At 66.4% G+C, this 15,024-nt stretch carries 14 protein-coding genes and 2 pseudogenes; 5 read left to right on the top strand and 11 right to left on the bottom strand.

Going from position 1 to position 15,024, the window contains the following annotated elements:
* Positions 1-35: 35 nt before the first annotated feature.
* The 8 genes from tpx to BLU17_RS25440 form a co-directional block, all read right to left on the bottom strand.
* The gene (gene tpx, locus BLU17_RS25475; RefSeq protein ID WP_092003121.1) at positions 36-536 is read right to left on the bottom strand and encodes a thiol peroxidase; all 501 of its coding nucleotides are present in this window, start codon (positions 534-536) and stop codon (positions 36-38) included.
* 103 nt (positions 537-639) lie between these two features.
* On the bottom strand, positions 640-1,959 hold the full coding sequence (locus BLU17_RS25470) for a DUF3426 domain-containing protein (RefSeq protein WP_092003118.1): 1,320 nt from the start codon (positions 1,957-1,959) through the stop codon (positions 640-642).
* Between the two features lie 137 nt (positions 1,960-2,096).
* Complete coding sequence (gene prmA, locus BLU17_RS25465; RefSeq protein ID WP_092003114.1) at positions 2,097-2,993, bottom strand: 50S ribosomal protein L11 methyltransferase; 897 nt, start codon at positions 2,991-2,993, stop codon at positions 2,097-2,099.
* A 3-nt stretch (positions 2,994-2,996) separates the two neighbouring features.
* On the bottom strand, positions 2,997-4,364 hold the full coding sequence (gene accC / locus BLU17_RS25460; RefSeq protein WP_092003111.1) for an acetyl-CoA carboxylase biotin carboxylase subunit: 1,368 nt from the start codon (positions 4,362-4,364) through the stop codon (positions 2,997-2,999).
* A 148-nt stretch (positions 4,365-4,512) separates the two neighbouring features.
* Positions 4,513-4,977, bottom strand: coding sequence for an acetyl-CoA carboxylase biotin carboxyl carrier protein (gene accB / locus BLU17_RS25455; RefSeq protein ID WP_092003108.1), 465 nt, complete (start codon positions 4,975-4,977; stop codon positions 4,513-4,515).
* 101 nt (positions 4,978-5,078) lie between these two features.
* The gene (gene aroQ / locus BLU17_RS25450; RefSeq protein WP_092003105.1) at positions 5,079-5,531 is read right to left on the bottom strand and encodes a type II 3-dehydroquinate dehydratase; all 453 of its coding nucleotides are present in this window, start codon (positions 5,529-5,531) and stop codon (positions 5,079-5,081) included.
* Positions 5,532-5,725: 194 nt separating this feature from the next.
* Positions 5,726-6,277, bottom strand: a complete 552-nt coding sequence (locus tag BLU17_RS25445; protein ID WP_092003102.1) for a TlpA family protein disulfide reductase — start codon at positions 6,275-6,277, stop codon at positions 5,726-5,728.
* Positions 6,278-6,288: 11 nt separating this feature from the next.
* Positions 6,289-6,933 carry a UDP-N-acetylmuramate--alanine ligase gene (locus tag BLU17_RS25440; RefSeq protein WP_092003099.1) on the bottom strand — a complete coding sequence of 215 codons (645 nt, stop codon included), beginning with the start codon at positions 6,931-6,933 and terminating at the stop codon, positions 6,289-6,291.
* Between the two features lie 253 nt (positions 6,934-7,186).
* Between BLU17_RS25440 and mpl the strand changes: the two genes are divergently transcribed.
* From mpl to mtgA, 5 genes are all read left to right on the top strand, one after another.
* Positions 7,187-8,578 carry a UDP-N-acetylmuramate:L-alanyl-gamma-D-glutamyl-meso-diaminopimelate ligase gene (mpl, locus tag BLU17_RS25435; RefSeq protein WP_092003096.1) on the top strand — a complete coding sequence of 464 codons (1,392 nt, stop codon included), beginning with the start codon at positions 7,187-7,189 and terminating at the stop codon, positions 8,576-8,578.
* Positions 8,578-9,153: a YqiA/YcfP family alpha/beta fold hydrolase gene (locus BLU17_RS25430; protein WP_092003348.1), complete on the top strand. Its 576-nt coding sequence runs from the start codon at positions 8,578-8,580 to the stop codon at positions 9,151-9,153. Before mpl ends, BLU17_RS25430 begins: the two co-directional genes overlap by 1 nt.
* A gap of 80 nt (positions 9,154-9,233) precedes the next feature.
* On the top strand, positions 9,234-11,357 hold the full coding sequence (locus BLU17_RS25425) for a ribonuclease catalytic domain-containing protein (RefSeq protein ID WP_092003094.1): 2,124 nt from the start codon (positions 9,234-9,236) through the stop codon (positions 11,355-11,357).
* Positions 11,354-12,241, top strand: a complete 888-nt coding sequence (gene aroE / locus BLU17_RS25420; RefSeq protein ID WP_092003091.1) for a shikimate dehydrogenase — start codon at positions 11,354-11,356, stop codon at positions 12,239-12,241. Before BLU17_RS25425 ends, aroE begins: the two co-directional genes overlap by 4 nt.
* A 33-nt stretch (positions 12,242-12,274) precedes the next feature.
* A complete protein-coding gene (gene mtgA / locus BLU17_RS25415; protein WP_092003088.1) occupies positions 12,275-13,048 on the top strand; it encodes a monofunctional biosynthetic peptidoglycan transglycosylase in 774 nt (257 codons plus the stop codon).
* 74 nt (positions 13,049-13,122) lie between these two features.
* Here the strand turns inward: mtgA and queF are convergent, their stop codons facing one another.
* The 3 genes and pseudogenes from queF to BLU17_RS25400 form a co-directional block, all read right to left on the bottom strand.
* Positions 13,123-13,947 (bottom strand): NADPH-dependent 7-cyano-7-deazaguanine reductase QueF, encoded by an 825-nt coding sequence (queF, locus tag BLU17_RS25410; RefSeq protein WP_092003344.1) that lies wholly within the window; start codon positions 13,945-13,947, stop codon positions 13,123-13,125.
* 36 nt (positions 13,948-13,983) lie between these two features.
* Positions 13,984-14,865: pseudogene (locus BLU17_RS25405) on the bottom strand (5'-nucleotidase); the annotation flags it as partial.
* Positions 14,866-14,877: 12 nt separating this feature from the next.
* Positions 14,878-15,024: pseudogene (locus tag BLU17_RS25400) on the bottom strand (threonine dehydratase); the annotation flags it as partial.

The following is a 15,024-nucleotide window of genomic DNA, read 5'->3' as shown; positions in this document are numbered from 1 at the left end:
AAGCGCGGGCTTCAGGTGCGTGCGCCGCCGCCGGATTACTTCAGCGCGGCGAGCGCGGCGTCGTAGTTCGGTTCGTTCTTGATTTCGCTCACGCGCTCGGCGTACACGACGTTGTCGTTCGCGTCGAGCACGACGACGGCGCGTGCGGTCAGACCGGTGAGCGGGCCGCTCGTCACGTCTACGCCGTAGGCCTGAGCGAAGTCATGGCCGCGGAACGTCGAAGCCGTGACGACATTTTCGATGCCTTCGGTGGTGCAGAAGCGCGCCGCGGCGAACGGCAGGTCGCCCGAGATCACGACGACGGCCGTGTTGTCGAGCTTGGCTGCGGCCTCGTTGAACTTGCGCGTGGAGGTCGCGCAGACCGGCGTGTCGAGGCTCGGCACGATGTTCAGCACTTTGCGCTTGCCGGCGAAATCGGCGAGCGAGACAGGCTTCAGGTCCTTGCCGACGAGCGAGAACGCCGGGGCTTTCTGGCCGACGCTCGGGAAGGTGCCGGCGACGTCGATCGGGTTACCGCCTAGCGTGACTTGACTCATGATGTGCTCTCCGGAAATGCATGTTGTGGTGAGTGGCGCCCGTTTCAGCCGGACGCCGGGAAGCGCGTGGGGCACGCTGGTGCCCGTATGCGCAGACGCGAAATCAGGGGTAGAAAATTTCGATGCGGAAGTTCGACGCCACCACGTCGCCCGTGTCGAGCCGCACGATCATCGTCTGCGTGGTGCGTGCGGGCAGACCGGCTTCGATGGACGTGCCGGGCGTGACGTAGTCCTGCGGCCACAGCACGCGCCGCACGACGATGTTGTTCTGGCGGTCGAGCAGCGAGAGCTCGATGGCGGGATAGGCGAGCGCGACGTTGAAGCGGTTGCGCAACGGCACCTTCAGTTCGAGACGATGCGGCTCGTTGTCGACCTGGCGCAGATCGGACGGCTCGACGAGCAGGCCGTCGATGTCGCGCGGCGGCATCACGCGGCAGCCGAGTTGCTCGCAGGCCTGCTGATAGAGCGGCTGCGAGTCGGGCCAGTAGACCATCACCGTTTCGCGTTGCCACCAGGCGAGTTGCACGACGAGCAGCGCGAACAGCAGGATCGCGACGAGCGTGCCGAGAATGCGCCAGCCGAGGCGGCGCGATCCGCGCGGGCGGGCAGGCGCTTCGCGCGTGACGGCGAACGGCGCGGCGCCGTCGTCGGGCGAGAGCGCGCTGAAGGCGGGCTCCGGCGCCGGTTCATGCGCGCGGCGGCCGAGCGAGGGTTCCGGGTCGTCGACCGGAGCCGCGCCCGATGCTTCGTTGGCCGAAAAAGTGGGCTCGCTGGGAGCAGTCGTGCCGAGGTTCGGCTCGCTACGCGTCCAGCGCGAAGCGGGCGGAAAGGGTTCGGCGGCTTCCGGTGCCTGGTGCGGCTGCGCGGTGGCCGTTGCGGCCGCAGCAGGGTCGGGCGCTTCCTGCTGCGCGGGCCCGAGCGTGGGTTCGTCGTCGAGGGCGGTCCTCGATTCGGCGCCGGGTGTCATCCCCGGCGTGGCGCGAGGGGCGACGCCGGGGGTGACACCCGGCAACTTGTCGGCCTCGTACTTCAGGCGCGGATCCAGCTGGGTATTCGCGGGCGGCGCCCACGGGTCCCAGGTGCGATTCGCGAAATTGGGCATGGCGTTGAGCTGCGGCGGCGGCTCGTGCGATGGCGTGGCCGCGGGCTGCGTCTCGGGATTGGTGGGCTGCGAGGCCGCCTGTCCCGCCAGTTGAGAAGCCGGCTCCGGCGCAGGCGCTGCAGTCAGGCTGGCCGCGATCTCGGCCGCAACCGTCACGGCGACCGAGAAGTCGCCGCCCTCGGGCACCTCGTACAGGCTACCCGACGCATCGAACGCCTCCTGGCAATGTCCGCAACGCACGAGGCCGCGGCGCACGGCAAGCTGCGTAGGCTGGATGCGGAATACGGTTTCACAGAAGGGACAGCGCGTTGCCAGCAGCATTGTGGGCCGATGATCTGGGTAGACCGGTGGGTTGGCGATACCCGCATTCTACTGGCAATCCACCGCACGCTACGACTTCGGTCGTCCCGCTCGGGGCGGGATCCGGTGCGACCCGCTCGAGCAATCCTGACGAGGCGTTACGCGCGTCGCGTGCCCGCGAGGCAGACCCAGCCTTCGTGTTCGCGCCACACCGAGATATCGATCCAGCGTGCGTACACCTGCGCGACTTCCTCGGCCTGGCGCGCGAGGATGCCCGACAGCGCGATGCGCCCGCCCGGCTTCACGCGAGAGGAAAGCATCGATGCCATCAACTTGAGCGGATTCGAAAGAATGTTGGCGACGACAATGTCGAACTCGCCAGCGGGGCAATCGTCGGGCAGGCCATAGGTGACTTCCGCGTGATTGCGCTCGCTGTTATGGCGCGCCGACTCGACCGCCTGGGGGTCGATGTCGATGCCGATCACCGGATTCGCGCCGCACTTCTTCGCGAGGATCGCGAGAATGCCCGATCCGCAGCCGTAGTCGAGCAGCGAATTGCCCGGCTTGACGTGCTGCTCGATCCATTCCATGCACAGGCGCGTAGTGGGATGGCTGCCCGTTCCGAATGCGAGGCCCGGGTCCAGTTCGAGCACGAGCGCGTCGGGATCAGGCGCGTCGTGCCACGAGGGCACGACCCAGATGCGCTCGCCGATCTGGATCGGGTCGAACTGCGACTGCGTCAAGCGCACCCAGTCCTGTTCCTCGACTTCGCGCAGCGAGTACTTCGGCGTTTCGGGCAAGGACAGTTCGTTCGAAGCGGCCGCGAGCAGCACCGCGGGATCCTGATCGGCGCCGATCAGCGCAATCACGCGCGAATGCTGCCAGGCGGTGCGCTCGGGCGTGAGGCCCGGCTCGCCGAAGAGCGGCTGCTCGTCGGGCGTGTCGGCGTCGGCGTCTTCCACCGACACCGAAAGGGCGCCGAGCTCGATCAGCGCGTCCGACAGCGCTTCCGCGCGGTTGCGATCCAGCTCGACGATCAGTTCCCGGTAGCTCATGAATTACGCTTCGTCCTTCTTCACAGCCTGGCGTTCGGCCAGGCGGCTTTCGAGGTAGTGAATGCTCGTGCCGCCCTCGACGAACTTCGCGTCGAGCATCAGCTCGCGGTGCAGCGGAATGTTGGTCAGGATGCCTTCGACCACCATTTCCGACAGCGCGATGCGCATGCGCTGAATGGCCTGTTCGCGCGTGGCGCCGTAGGTAATCAGCTTGCCGATCATCGAATCATAGTTCGGCGGCACGAAATAGCCATTGTAGGCATGCGAGTCGACGCGCACGCCGGGGCCGCCCGGCATGTGCCACGACGTGAGACGGCCCGGCGACGGCGTGAACTTGAACGGATCTTCGGCGTTGATGCGGCACTCGATCGCGTGGCCCTTCAACTGGATGTCGCGCTGGCGGAACGAGAGCTTCTCGCCGGCGGCGATGCGGATCTGTTCCTGCACGATGTCGATGCCCGTGATCAATTCGGTGACCGGGTGCTCGACCTGCACGCGCGTGTTCATCTCGATGAAGTAGAACTCGCCGTTTTCGTAGAGGAACTCGAACGTGCCCGCGCCGAGGTAGCCCATCTTCTTGCAGGCGTCGGCGCAGCGGTCGCCGATGCGATCGAGCAGGCGCCGCGCGATGCCTGGCGCCGGCGCTTCCTCGATCACCTTCTGATGGCGGCGCTGCATCGAGCAGTCGCGCTCGCCGAGCCACACGGCGTTCCTGAACGAGTCCGCGAGCACCTGGATTTCGATGTGGCGCGGGTTCTCGAGATACTTCTCCATGTACACCTGCGGGTTGCCGAACGCACGGCCGGCTTCCTCGCGGGTCATGTTGACCGCGTTCACGAGCGCCGCTTCCGTGTGCACGACGCGCATGCCGCGCCCGCCGCCACCGCCCGACGCCTTGATGATGACGGGGTAGCCGATCGCGCGCGCGATCTTCACGATTTCCTTCGGATCGTCGGGCAGCGCGCCCTCCGAGCCCGGCACGCAAGGCACGCCGGTCTTGATCATCGTCTGTTTCGCGGTGACCTTGTCGCCCATCATCCGGATCGTTTCCGGACGCGGACCGATGAACGTGAAGCCCGACTGCTCGACGCGCTCGGCGAAGTCGGCGTTCTCCGAGAGGAAGCCGTAGCCTGGGTGGATCGCTTCGGCGTCGGTGACTTCGGCGGCGCTGATGAGCGCCGGCATGTTGAGGTAGCTCAGATTCGAAGGCGCCGGGCCGATGCAGACGGCCTCGTCGGCGAGCTTCACGTACTTGGCTTCCTTGTCGGCTTCCGAATAGACGACGACCGTCTTGACGCCGAGTTCGCGGCACGCGCGCTGGATACGGAGCGCGATTTCGCCACGATTGGCAATGAGGATTTTTTCAAACATGGTGGGTATTCGACTCATCAATGGGCGCCGCAAGTCGTACATGCGGACTGCCGCAGAGCATCGGTCGCGCCTGCGTCGCCATCATGGGCGCCATACGCGACAAACGCGGCGCGACCGCAAAAGAAGGCCGCGCCGCGCGCAGAAAAGCTTAGGCGATCACGAAGAGCGGCTGGCCGTATTCGACTGCCTGACCGTTCTCGACGAGAATTTCCTTGACCACGCCGGCCGTGTCCGACTCGATTTCGTTGAGCAGCTTCATCGCCTCGATGATGCACAGCGTCTGGCCTTCCTTGACCGTGTCGCCGACCTGGACGAACGGATCGGCGCCCGGCGACGGCGCGCGGTAGAACGTGCCGACCATCGGCGAGGTCACGACGTGACCTTGCGGTGCGGCCGGCGCCGCCGGAGCCGCAGCGGTTTCGCCGACGTGGGCCGGCGCGGCGAGCGGGGCGCCCATGGCCGGAGCCGCGTACTGTGCGGCGCTCGGCTGCACGTAAACGGGCGGCGCGTTCTTCACGATGCGCACCTTGCCTTCACCCTCGGTCACTTCGAGCTCCGAAATGCCCGATTCGGAGACGAGGTCGATCAGAGTCTTCAGCTTACGTAGATCCATGGTGCAGCCCCTTTTGCTTTGAATACGTGAGGTGCCGGGGCGCGCGCGTCCCGGCTCGGGTTGGGTGTTGTCTAGGCGTTGACGGTCATCCGGCGCGGGAATCAGGCCGCGGACCGGGCAGCGAGCCGGTCGAGCGCGTATTCGAGCGCGTAGAGATAACCTTTCCAGCCGAGGCCGCAGATCACACCTTCGGCCTGGTCGGAAAAATACGAATGGTGCCGGAAGGGCTCGCGGCGATGCACGTTCGAAAGATGAATCTCGACGAACGGAATGCCGACGCCTGCCAGCGCATCCCGGATCGCGACGCTCGTATGCGTGTACGCGGCCGGGTTGATCAGGATGAAGTCGGTTTGCTCGGTGCGGGCCGCCTGAATGCGGTCGACCAGCGCGCCTTCGTGATTGCTCTGGAACGTCGCGAGTTCGACGCCGGCGTCCGCGGCACGGTCGGAGAGCGCCTGATCGATCTGCGGGAGCGTCACGCGCCCATAGACCTCGGGTTCCCGGGTGCCGAGAAGATTGAGGTTGGGGCCGTGCAGAACCAGCAGTCGCGTCATGGTCGCTTCTTTTTCCGAGGAATTGCGCGAACTTTAGCGCCGATTAGAGAAATTTGTCTAGTTTTCCGCAGAGAGGATATGGCCCCGACTACGTCTCCCCGCAGGGCTTTGAGCTGATCTCCAGTCAAAAGACATATTTCTCACGGGAAAAAGTGCCGTACTGCGCCTAATCTCGCGTCAAATGTTCCGCTATGTCAAAGCGCGTCGAGCGTGCGCCGCAGTTCGTCGGGCTTGATTTGGCCTAATTTTGTCGCACGAACGGCGCCGTTCGCGTCGATTACGACGGTGTAAGGCAAGCCACCCGCGTTGTTGCCGAACGCGCGCGCGACATCGGCGCCGCCGAAGCCGGCGATGTAGATCGGGTAATCGACGGGCACCTTCTTCAGGAACGTCTTGATGTTCGCGGCGGAGTCGACGCCGACGCCGACGAACTGGATGCCCTTCTTCGCGTACTGGCGCTGAAGCGCGGAGAGCTCCGGCATTTCCTCGACGCACGGGCCGCACCACGACGCCCAGAAGTTGACCACGATCGGCCGGCCCTTGTAGATGGCGAGCGACTGAGGCTTGCCGTCCGGGTTCGTGACCGCGGCCGACCATAGCTGGCCAACCGCGTTCTGCTTGCCGTTCACCGAAGCTGCGTCGGCTATGCCCGCGTTGCCGCTGTTTGCCCAATGTCCCGCGAGGACGCCGCCGCCGACGGCGATCGCCGCCACTGCCATGCCGACCAGAATCCGCTTCGTATTCATCGCTGCCGCTTTCAGGTTGTGGAAGAAGTGGCGCCGCTCGCGTCGATCAGCGCCTGCAGTGCCTGCGCGTTGGCGCGCGGCAGCCTTCCGCGCGCGTCGGCGCGTACGGCGCCACGCAGGTCGTCGGTATTGTAGAGCGCAACGTGGATGCCCACCGGCTCTTCGGTGCGCGACGGACGCCACATGAAGCTCAGCGTCTCGACGAACCCGCGCGCCGCGAAATGCCGCGTTTCCGATACGTCGTACTGCACGTTCGCGTTCAGGAGCCAGATCGCGACATCCTTCGCGTTGTCGCAGAAGATCTGCAGATGGATGTCGGAGTGCTCGCCCGCCGTGCCGTTGAGCACCGCGCCGGTCAGGAACGGATTGAAGGCTTCGAGCCGCTGCATCCATTCGAGCGCGATTTCCCGCAAGCGTCGCAGCACCGCCGGCTGGCTGTCGCTCTGAAAGAGGGCCTGATACTCGCGGATCTCTTCCTCGATCTGGTCGTTATCGGGCAGCCACGTGCCCTCGATGCGTGTTTCCCCCACCACCTGCCGGGCTGCCTTGCGTTTGGCGGTAGCGTAATCGAGGCCGTCCTCGGCGATCATCCTCGCCGCCGCGATGGCAATTTCCTCGCGCACGCGCTGGGGATCGAAATGGGATCTGCGAACCATTCATTAATGATACTAGAGTTCGCCCTGGGCTCCCGTCGGCGGCCGCGGACGGGCAGTGGCGGCGAGGCGCCGCAACGGGGCAGGGGAGCGGGGACATGCCGCGGGCCGCGTCGGGCACGGGCCTTTGAGCCAATACGGCTCGGGGCCTCGGGTACAATACCGGTCTTTGCTCCGGCGGCGCAGAACTGCTGCCGTTCCCGGCTTCCCCATCGCGTTCAACACGTTCACGACGCCCGCGCGGCGCGACAGGCTTATGCACATCCATATCCTCGGCATCTGCGGCACGTTCATGGGCGGACTCGCCGTGCTCGCGCGCAGCGCGGGTCACACGGTGACCGGCTGCGACGCCGGCGTGTATCCGCCGATGAGCACCCAGCTCGAAGCGCAGGGCATCCGCCTCATCGAGGGTTACGACGCGAGCCAGACCGAACTCAATCCCGATCTCTACGTGATCGGCAACGTGGTCGCTCGCGGCAATCCGTTGATGGAGGAGATCCTCAATCGCGGCCTGCCGTACACATCCGGTCCGCAGTGGCTCGGCGAGCACGTGCTGCGCGACAAGTGGGTGCTGGCCGTGGCGGGCACGCACGGCAAGACCACCACGAGTTCGATGCTCACGTGGCTGCTCGAAGACGCGGACATGAATCCCGGCTTCCTGATCGGCGGCGTGCCGCTCAATTTCGGCGTCTCCGCGCGGCTCACCGATTCGAGCTTCTTCGTGATCGAAGCAGACGAATACGACACGGCGTTCTTCGACAAGCGCTCGAAGTTCGTCCATTACCGTACGCGCACGGCGCTGCTCAACAACCTCGAATTCGATCACGCCGACATCTTCGCCGACCTCGCGGCGATCGAAACGCAGTTCCATCATCTCGTTCGCACGATTCCGGGCGTTGGCCGCATCGTCACGAACGGCCGCTCGGACGCGCTCGAGCGCGTACTCACGCGCGGCGTGTGGAGCGACGTGGAGCGCTTCGGCGTGGACGGCGGCTGGCAGGCGCTGCCCGCCGAAGAAGGCGTGGCCGTGGACGAGCGCTTTGCCGTCTATCACAGCGGCGAGCGCGTGGGCGTGGTGGACTGGCAGATTCAGGGCGAGCACAACCGCCTGAACGCGCTCGCGGCCATTGCCGCGGCGCGCAGCGTGGGCGTGCCGCCCGCGCAGGCCGCCGCCTCGCTCTCCACGTTCCGCAACGTGAAGCGCCGCATGGAAGTGCGGGGAAGCGTGGACGGCGTGACCGTCTACGACGACTTCGCGCACCATCCCACGGCGATCGAAACGACGATCGCGGGCCTGCGCACGCGCGTCGGCAAGGAAAACACGCGCATTCTCGCCGTGCTCGAACCGCGCTCGAACACCATGAAGCTCGGCGTGATGAAGGCGCAACTGCCCGCGAGTCTCGCCGACGCCGACCTCGTGTTCGGCTACGGCGCACCGGGCGGCAAGGACGCGCTCGGCTGGGATCTCGCCGGCGCACTCGCGCCGCTTGGCGAAAAGGCCCGCGCGTTCCACGATCTCGATGCGCTCGTGAAAGCGGTCGCCTCTGCCGCGCGGCCGGGCGACCAGGTGCTCGTGATGAGCAACGGCGGCTTCGGCGGCGTGCATCAGAAGCTGCTCGACGCACTGTCGGCACGGAGCGCAGCGTGATCGTCGTCTATCTGCACGGATTTCGCTCGTCGCCCCAATCTTTCAAGGCGCGCCTGCTGGCGGCGCGTCTCGCCGAACTGGGGCGCAGCGGCGAGTGGCTTTGCCCGACGCTGCCGGTTTCGCCATATGAGGCTATCGCGCTCGCCGAGCGTGAAATCGCCGAAAGGCTGAAGCCCGGCGAGCGCGTGACGCTCGTCGGCAGCTCGCTTGGCGGCTACTTCGCCACGCATCTCGCGGAAAAGCACGGCTGGCGTGCCGCGCTGCTGAATCCCGCCGTGGTGCCCGAGCGCGATCTGTCGAAGTATCTCGGCGAGCAGCCGCTCTGGCACGGCGGCGGCAGTATCGTCGTCGAACCGCGCCATCTCGACGAATTGCGTGCGCTGGCCGTCGCGACGGTGACGCAGCCCGCGCGCTACTATCTGATCGCCGCGACCGGCGACGAAGTGCTCGATTACCGCGAAATGCTCGCGCACTATCCGGGTGTGCCCACGCACCTGATCGAGGGCAGCGATCATGGCATCAGCGAGTTCGCCGATTACGTCGACGAAGTGATCCGTTTTTGCGACGCCGCCTGATGCGGGCGAACGCCTATATGTATACAGCACCGCTCGCGCGCAGCGCCGGCGGTGAAAGCAAGTCTGAACGAGAGTATTGAGTGAACGTTTTCTTTGAGGAATCGGGCAGTTTCAAGGCCGGCAGCGTGCTGTCGCGCCAGGGCGATGCGTTTCAGGTCGAGTTGCCGGGCGGCAGGCGCGCGAAGGTGCGCGCAAAAGACGTGCTGATCGAGTTCGAGAAGCCGGCCGCGGGCGAGCTGCTGGAGCAGGCCGACGCCGCCGCCCAGCAGATCGATCTCGATTTCCTGTGGGAGTGCGCGCCTGCCGACGAGTTCGCGTATACGGCGCTCGCGAGCGAGTACTACGGCGAAACCTATGGCCCCGTCGAGCGCGCCGCACTGGTGCTGCGCCTGCATGGTTCGCCGGTCTACTTCCGCCGCAAGGGGCGCGGCCAGTATCAGCGGGCGCCGGAAGAGCAGCTCAAGATGGCGCTCGCCTCGCTCGAGCGCAAGCGCCAGCAGGCGCTCGTGCAGGCCGGCTACGAAGAGGAACTGAAGGCGGGCAAGCTGCCCGAAGCGTTCAAGGGCAAGGCGCTCGGCCTGCTTGCAAAGCCCGACAAGAATTCGATCGAGTACAAGGCGCTCGAAGCGGCCGCGGCCGCGCGCGGCATTTCGATGCCGCGCCTCATGCTCGAATGCGGCGGCATCGCGTCGCCGCGCGCGCTGCACGAAGCGCGCTTCCTCGCGGACTTCTTCCCGCACGGCACCGGCTTCCCGGCCGTGGAAGTGGGCTCGCTGCCCGAGGACCTGCCCGACGCCGCCGAACACGTGCAGGCTTTCTCGATCGACGATGTCACCACGACCGAAATCGACGATGCGTTCTCGATCGAGCATCTGGCCGACGGCCGCGTGCGCATCGGCATTCATATCGCGGCGCCGGCGCTCGGCATCAAGCGCGGCGACACGGCCGACACGATCGCGCGCACGCGTCTGTCGACGGTCTACATGCCCGGCGACAAGATCACGATGCTGCCCGACGATTTCGTCGACGCCTTCACGCTGAAGGAAGGCGGGCTGCGTCCAGCGCTTTCGCTCTATTGCATCGTCAATCGCGAGACGCAGGAAATCGTCGCAACCGAAACGCGCGCCGAGCGCGTGTTCGTGAAGAACAACCTGCGCCACAACACGCTCGACGAAGTCGTCACCGAGGAAACGCTCGCGGCGGGCACGGGCGACTATCCGCACAAGGACGACATTGCCGTGCTGTGGCCGTTCGCGCAGGCGTTGTTCGAAAAACGCCAGCAGGCGCGTGCGGGCTATGGCCTGCGCCGCGAAGTCCAGCGCAACACCGACTTCAACTTCTACGTGGAAGGCGAGCACGTCACCATCACGCCGCGCCGCCGCGGCTCGCCGCTCGACATGATCGTCGCGGAGCTGGCCATTCTCGCGAATTCCACGTGGGGAGCATTCCTGCACGATCACGGCGTGCCGGGCATCTACCGCTCGCAGCGCGCGTTCGGCGCGCCGAGCGGCCCCAAGCGCACGCGCATGCAGACCAACGCCGCGCCGCACGAAGGCCTGGGCGTCGCGCAATACGCGTGGAGCACGTCGCCGCTGCGCCGCTACGTCGACCTCGTGAATCAGTGGCAGTTGCTCGCGTGCGTCGAGCACGGCGTGGCCGCCAAGCTCGTCGCGCCGTTCAAGCCGAAGGACGCCGATCTCTTCGCCGTCGTGCAGGGCTTCGACGAGACCTACACCGCCTACGCCGACCACCAGCGCCGCATGGAGTACTTCTGGTGCCTGCGCTGGCTGCAGCAGGAAATGCGCGGTGACGGCGGCCGTGAGCCGCGCCGCGAATTCCCGGCGACGGTCGTGAAGGACGATCTCGTGCGCTTCGAGGAAGTGCCGCTGCTCATGCACGTGCCCGCGCTCGGCGTGCATGCGCGCGGCACGCGCCTGATGATGGAAGTGATGTCGATCGATGAGCTGACCATCGAAGCTTCGGTGCGCATGCTGCGCGTGCTCGACGCGCCGGTCGTGACGAGCGGCGAGCAGGCCGAAGAGGACGCGGGCGAAGACGACGAGCTGATCGAGGCCGGCGACGAGTCCGCGCAAAGCGAAGCGGAAGCGGTTGCGGAAGCGGACGAAGCCGCGGGCGAGGCAAGCGACGCCCCCGCCGCAGAAGAACAATCGAGCGAGCAGCACGCAACGGAGCCGCGAGAATGAGCGTCAGCGACTCGTCCGCCGGCCGGCAGTTCGACCCGCAGGCAGACCGTTATGCCGTGATCGGCAACCCGGTGGCGCACAGCAAGTCGCCGTACATCCATGCGCAGTTCGCGCTGCAAACGGGCGAGCGCGTCGAATACGAGCGCCTCCTCGCGCCGCTCGACGGCTTCGTCGAACACGTGCAGGCGTTCCGGGCGGCGGGCGGACGCGGTCTGAACGTGACCGTGCCGTTCAAACTCGACGCGCATGCGCTCGCGCACAAGCTTTCGCCACGTGCGGCGGCGGCGGGCGCCGTGAACACCTTGCGCTTCGACGTCGACGGCATCTTCGGCGACAACACCGACGGCTTCGGCCTCGTGCGTGACATCGAGGTGAACCTCGGCGTTTCGCTCGAAGGTGCGCGCGTGCTGCTGCTAGGCGCGGGCGGCGCGGCGCGCGGCGTCGTGCTGCCGATGCTCGAGCGCCGTCCGCGCGAGATCACCATCGCGAACCGCACGGCGCCCAAGGCGCATGCGCTCGTCGAGCAGTTCGAAGGCCCGGCGAACGCGTTCGGCTGTCTGCTCAACGGCGGCGGTCCGCACGCCGTCGATCCCAGGCCCTACGACGTGATCGTGAACGCGACGGCGGGCAGCCTCGACGCCGCCTTGCCCGAGTGCGACGAGCGCGCGTTCGGCGCAGGCACGCTCGCCTACGACATGATGTACGGCGCGCAGTCCACCGTGTTCATGCGCCACGCGCAAACGCTCGGCGCGCGCGCGGCCGACGGTCTCGGCATGCTGGTCGAGCAGGCCGCCGAATCGTTCTTCGTGTGGCGCGGCGTGCGGCCCGAGGGCGCGCCGGTGCTGGCGGCGTTGCGGGCGCAATTGGCCGCGCAGCCCGCGTAGCGCCCACGCCTCTCGCAAACAGGGGACGACGTCATGCGCAGGCAGGCGATCGGTGCGCGAGGAACCGCAGCAGCGGCCGGCGGCGCGCTGCGCAAGCAGCGGGAAAGGCGCCCCGGCGTGCTGCGCTGGCTCACCTACGTCGTTTCCGTGTTCGCGATCGCGTGGATTGCCACGCAGCTCTTCTATGTCGCCCAAATCGCGCTGTGGAATTTCGTCGATCCGCAATCGACGGCCTTCATGCGCTCCGACGCGGCGCGTCTTTCCGCCGACCGCTCCGATCTCTCGATCCAGCACGAATGGGTGCCGTACGACCAGATCTCGCGCAACCTGAAGCGCGCGATCATCGCGTCCGAGGACGCGAACTTCGTCAACAACAAAGGCTACGAAACCGACGCCATCCTGCAGGCGTGGGAGAAGAACAAGAAGCGCGGCCACATCGTGCGCGGCGGTTCGACCATCACGCAGCAGCTCGCGCGCAACCTGTTCCTCTCGCGCGAGCAGAGCTACATCCGCAAGGGCCAGGAGTTCGTCATCACGTGGATGCTGGAGACGCTGCTCGACAAGGAGCGCATCTTCGAGATCTATCTGAATTCGGTGGAGTGGGGCAACGGCGTGTACGGCGCGCAGGCCGCCGCGCGCTATTACTACCGCACGGCGGCGGCGAAGCTCACGCCGTGGCAGTCGGCGCGGCTCGCGGTGATGCTGCCGCGCCCCAGGTACTTCGACGCGCATCGCAACTCGGCGTACCTCGCGCAGCGTACCGCGGTCATCGCGCGGCGCATGGGGGCGGCCGAGTTGCCGCACTGACGCCGCTGCGACGCCAATGAAAAACGCGCTGCTTCGGCAGCGCGTTTTGCTTTCGATTACCGGCGATATTCCGCTTACTGGCGCGCAAGCCGCGCGTTATCCGGCATCGGCATGTTGAAGTTGGTGCGAAAAGGATTGATGTCGAGACCGCCGCGCCGCGTGTAGCGCGCGTAGACGGCGAGCCGGTCGGGCTTGCACTCGCGCAGGATGTCCATGAAGATGCGCTCGGCGCATTGCTCGTGAAAGCCCGTGTGATTGCGGTACGAAATGATGTAACGCAGCAGTCCCGCCTGATCGATCTGCGGCCCGACGTAGTGGATCTGCACGCTGCCCCAGTCGGGCTGGCCCGTGACGGGGCAGTTCGACTTCAGCAGGTTCGAGACCAGTGTTTCTTCCACGGGGGCTTCGTCGAAAGCGGCCTTCAGCAGCGTCGGTTCCGGCTGATAGATCTCCGTGTCGAGATCGAGCCGGTCGAGCGAAAGCCCGTCGAATTCCTCGAACGGGATCTTGCCGAAGGCGCCCGGCTGTTCGAGCCGCAGGGAAACCGACGCGCCGCATGCGGCCGTCACGTCGCGCTTGATGGTGTCGCGCACGACCTCGGCGGATTCGAACGGCGTTTGCGCGAACGATCCCAGATAGAGCTTGAACGACTTCGATTCGATGATGTTCGGCGAGTCGGCGGGAATGAAGAACGTGGCGATCGCGATCTGCGGCTTGCCGCGCGCGTTGAGCCATGACAGCTCGTAGGCGTTCCAGATATCGCTGCCGAAGAACGGCAGTTGCGCGCCGATGCCGATCTGTTCGCGCGCGCCGGCGCGCGGGATCGGGAACAGCAGCGAGGCGTCGTACTGTTCGGTGTAGGCGGCGGGCTTGCCGAGCGGAGATTGGTCGGGAGTCATGATGCGTTGGCTTCGGTTGCGAGATTGGTCACGCCGGCTCGCCACGTGCCCGGTGGCCGTGACCGAGCGCGCGGATTCGCAGTGGCGGATCTGGTCGTCGAAGAAGAAATCGGGTTCGAACTCGCGCAGGAACGGGCCTTTGTCGAGTCCGCCGAGGAACATCGCTTCGTCGATTTCGATGTTCCACGCCATCAGCGTGCGGATCGCCCGCTCGTGCGCGGGTGCGGAACGCGCCGTGACGAGCGCGGTGCGGATGCGCATCTGCGCGTTGGCGCCGGCGAGCTTCTGCAGGCGGTTGAGCGCCGCAAGCAGCGGCTGGAGCGGACCGTGCGCGAGCGGCAGTTCGCGGTTGTCGCGCTCGTGGCTCACGAAGGCGCCGAGGCCATGGCTCTGGAAGATCTGCTCGGCTTCGTCGGAAAACAGCACCGCATCGCCGTCGAACGCGATGCGAATCTCGTGCGCGTTGCGTTGCGCCATTGTCGCCGATTCGGGGAAAACGCGCGCGGCGGGGAAGCCCGCGTCGAGCGCGCTGCGCACGTCGGGCGGATTGGCCGAAAGGAACAGCGACGCGTTGAGCGGCTTGAGGTAATGCCAGGGCTCGCTGCCGCGCGTGAACACGCCGCGCTGGATGTCGAGCCCATGCTCGCGGCACGAACTGAACGCGCGCAGGCCGCTGATGGGATCGCTGCGCGACAGGATCACGACTTCCACGTGATGCGCGCCGTTGTTGAGCGCGAGCAGCTTCTGGATGAGCGCGAACGCCACGCCGGGCCGCGCGGGCACGTTCAGGCGCTCGCGCTGGAGCGCCTCGTAGGCTTGCAGGTCGCCGGTCTCGAACACGCGGTTTTCCTCCTCGAAATCGAAGAGCGCGCGCGAGGAAATGGCGACGACGAGCTTGTCGGAGAGCGAAACGGACACGCTGGCCGCCTGTTATGCGAGGAACAACCGGTACGCCGGATTCTGCGTCTCTTCCCAGTGTGGGTACCCGAGCGTGGCGAGGAAGCGTCGGAACCCGGCGTCCTCGGCCGCGGGCACCTGGATGCCCACGAGAATCGAGCTGTAGTCCGCCCCCTGGTT

It is taken from the genome of Paraburkholderia lycopersici (assembly GCF_900096975.1).
In the GTDB taxonomy this organism is placed as follows: domain Bacteria; phylum Pseudomonadota; class Gammaproteobacteria; order Burkholderiales; family Burkholderiaceae; genus Paraburkholderia; species Paraburkholderia lycopersici.
This window is presented reverse-complemented; position numbering and strand designations above follow the sequence as displayed.

What these genes read in the sequence shown, in the direction of transcription:
- tpx (WP_092003121.1), bottom strand. Translation starts at nt 536, where the DNA reads ATGAGTCAAGTCACGCTAGGCGGTAACCCGATCGACGTCGCCGGCACC.
- BLU17_RS25470 (WP_092003118.1), bottom strand. Translation starts at nt 1,959, where the DNA reads ATGCTGCTGGCAACGCGCTGTCCCTTCTGTGAAACCGTATTCCGCATC.
- prmA (WP_092003114.1), bottom strand. Translation starts at nt 2,993, where the DNA reads ATGAGCTACCGGGAACTGATCGTCGAGCTGGATCGCAACCGCGCGGAA.
- accC (WP_092003111.1), bottom strand. Translation starts at nt 4,364, where the DNA reads ATGTTTGAAAAAATCCTCATTGCCAATCGTGGCGAAATCGCGCTCCGT.
- accB (WP_092003108.1), bottom strand. Translation starts at nt 4,977, where the DNA reads ATGGATCTACGTAAGCTGAAGACTCTGATCGACCTCGTCTCCGAATCG.
- aroQ (WP_092003105.1), bottom strand. Translation starts at nt 5,531, where the DNA reads ATGACGCGACTGCTGGTTCTGCACGGCCCCAACCTCAATCTTCTCGGC.
- BLU17_RS25445 (WP_092003102.1), bottom strand. Translation starts at nt 6,277, where the DNA reads ATGAATACGAAGCGGATTCTGGTCGGCATGGCAGTGGCGGCGATCGCC.
- BLU17_RS25440 (WP_092003099.1), bottom strand. Translation starts at nt 6,933, where the DNA reads ATGGTTCGCAGATCCCATTTCGATCCCCAGCGCGTGCGCGAGGAAATT.
- mpl (WP_092003096.1), top strand. Translation starts at nt 7,187, where the DNA reads ATGCACATCCATATCCTCGGCATCTGCGGCACGTTCATGGGCGGACTC.
- aroE (WP_092003091.1), top strand. Translation starts at nt 11,354, where the DNA reads ATGAGCGTCAGCGACTCGTCCGCCGGCCGGCAGTTCGACCCGCAGGCA.
- mtgA (WP_092003088.1), top strand. Translation starts at nt 12,275, where the DNA reads ATGCGCAGGCAGGCGATCGGTGCGCGAGGAACCGCAGCAGCGGCCGGC.
- queF (WP_092003344.1), bottom strand. Translation starts at nt 13,947, where the DNA reads ATGACTCCCGACCAATCTCCGCTCGGCAAGCCCGCCGCCTACACCGAA.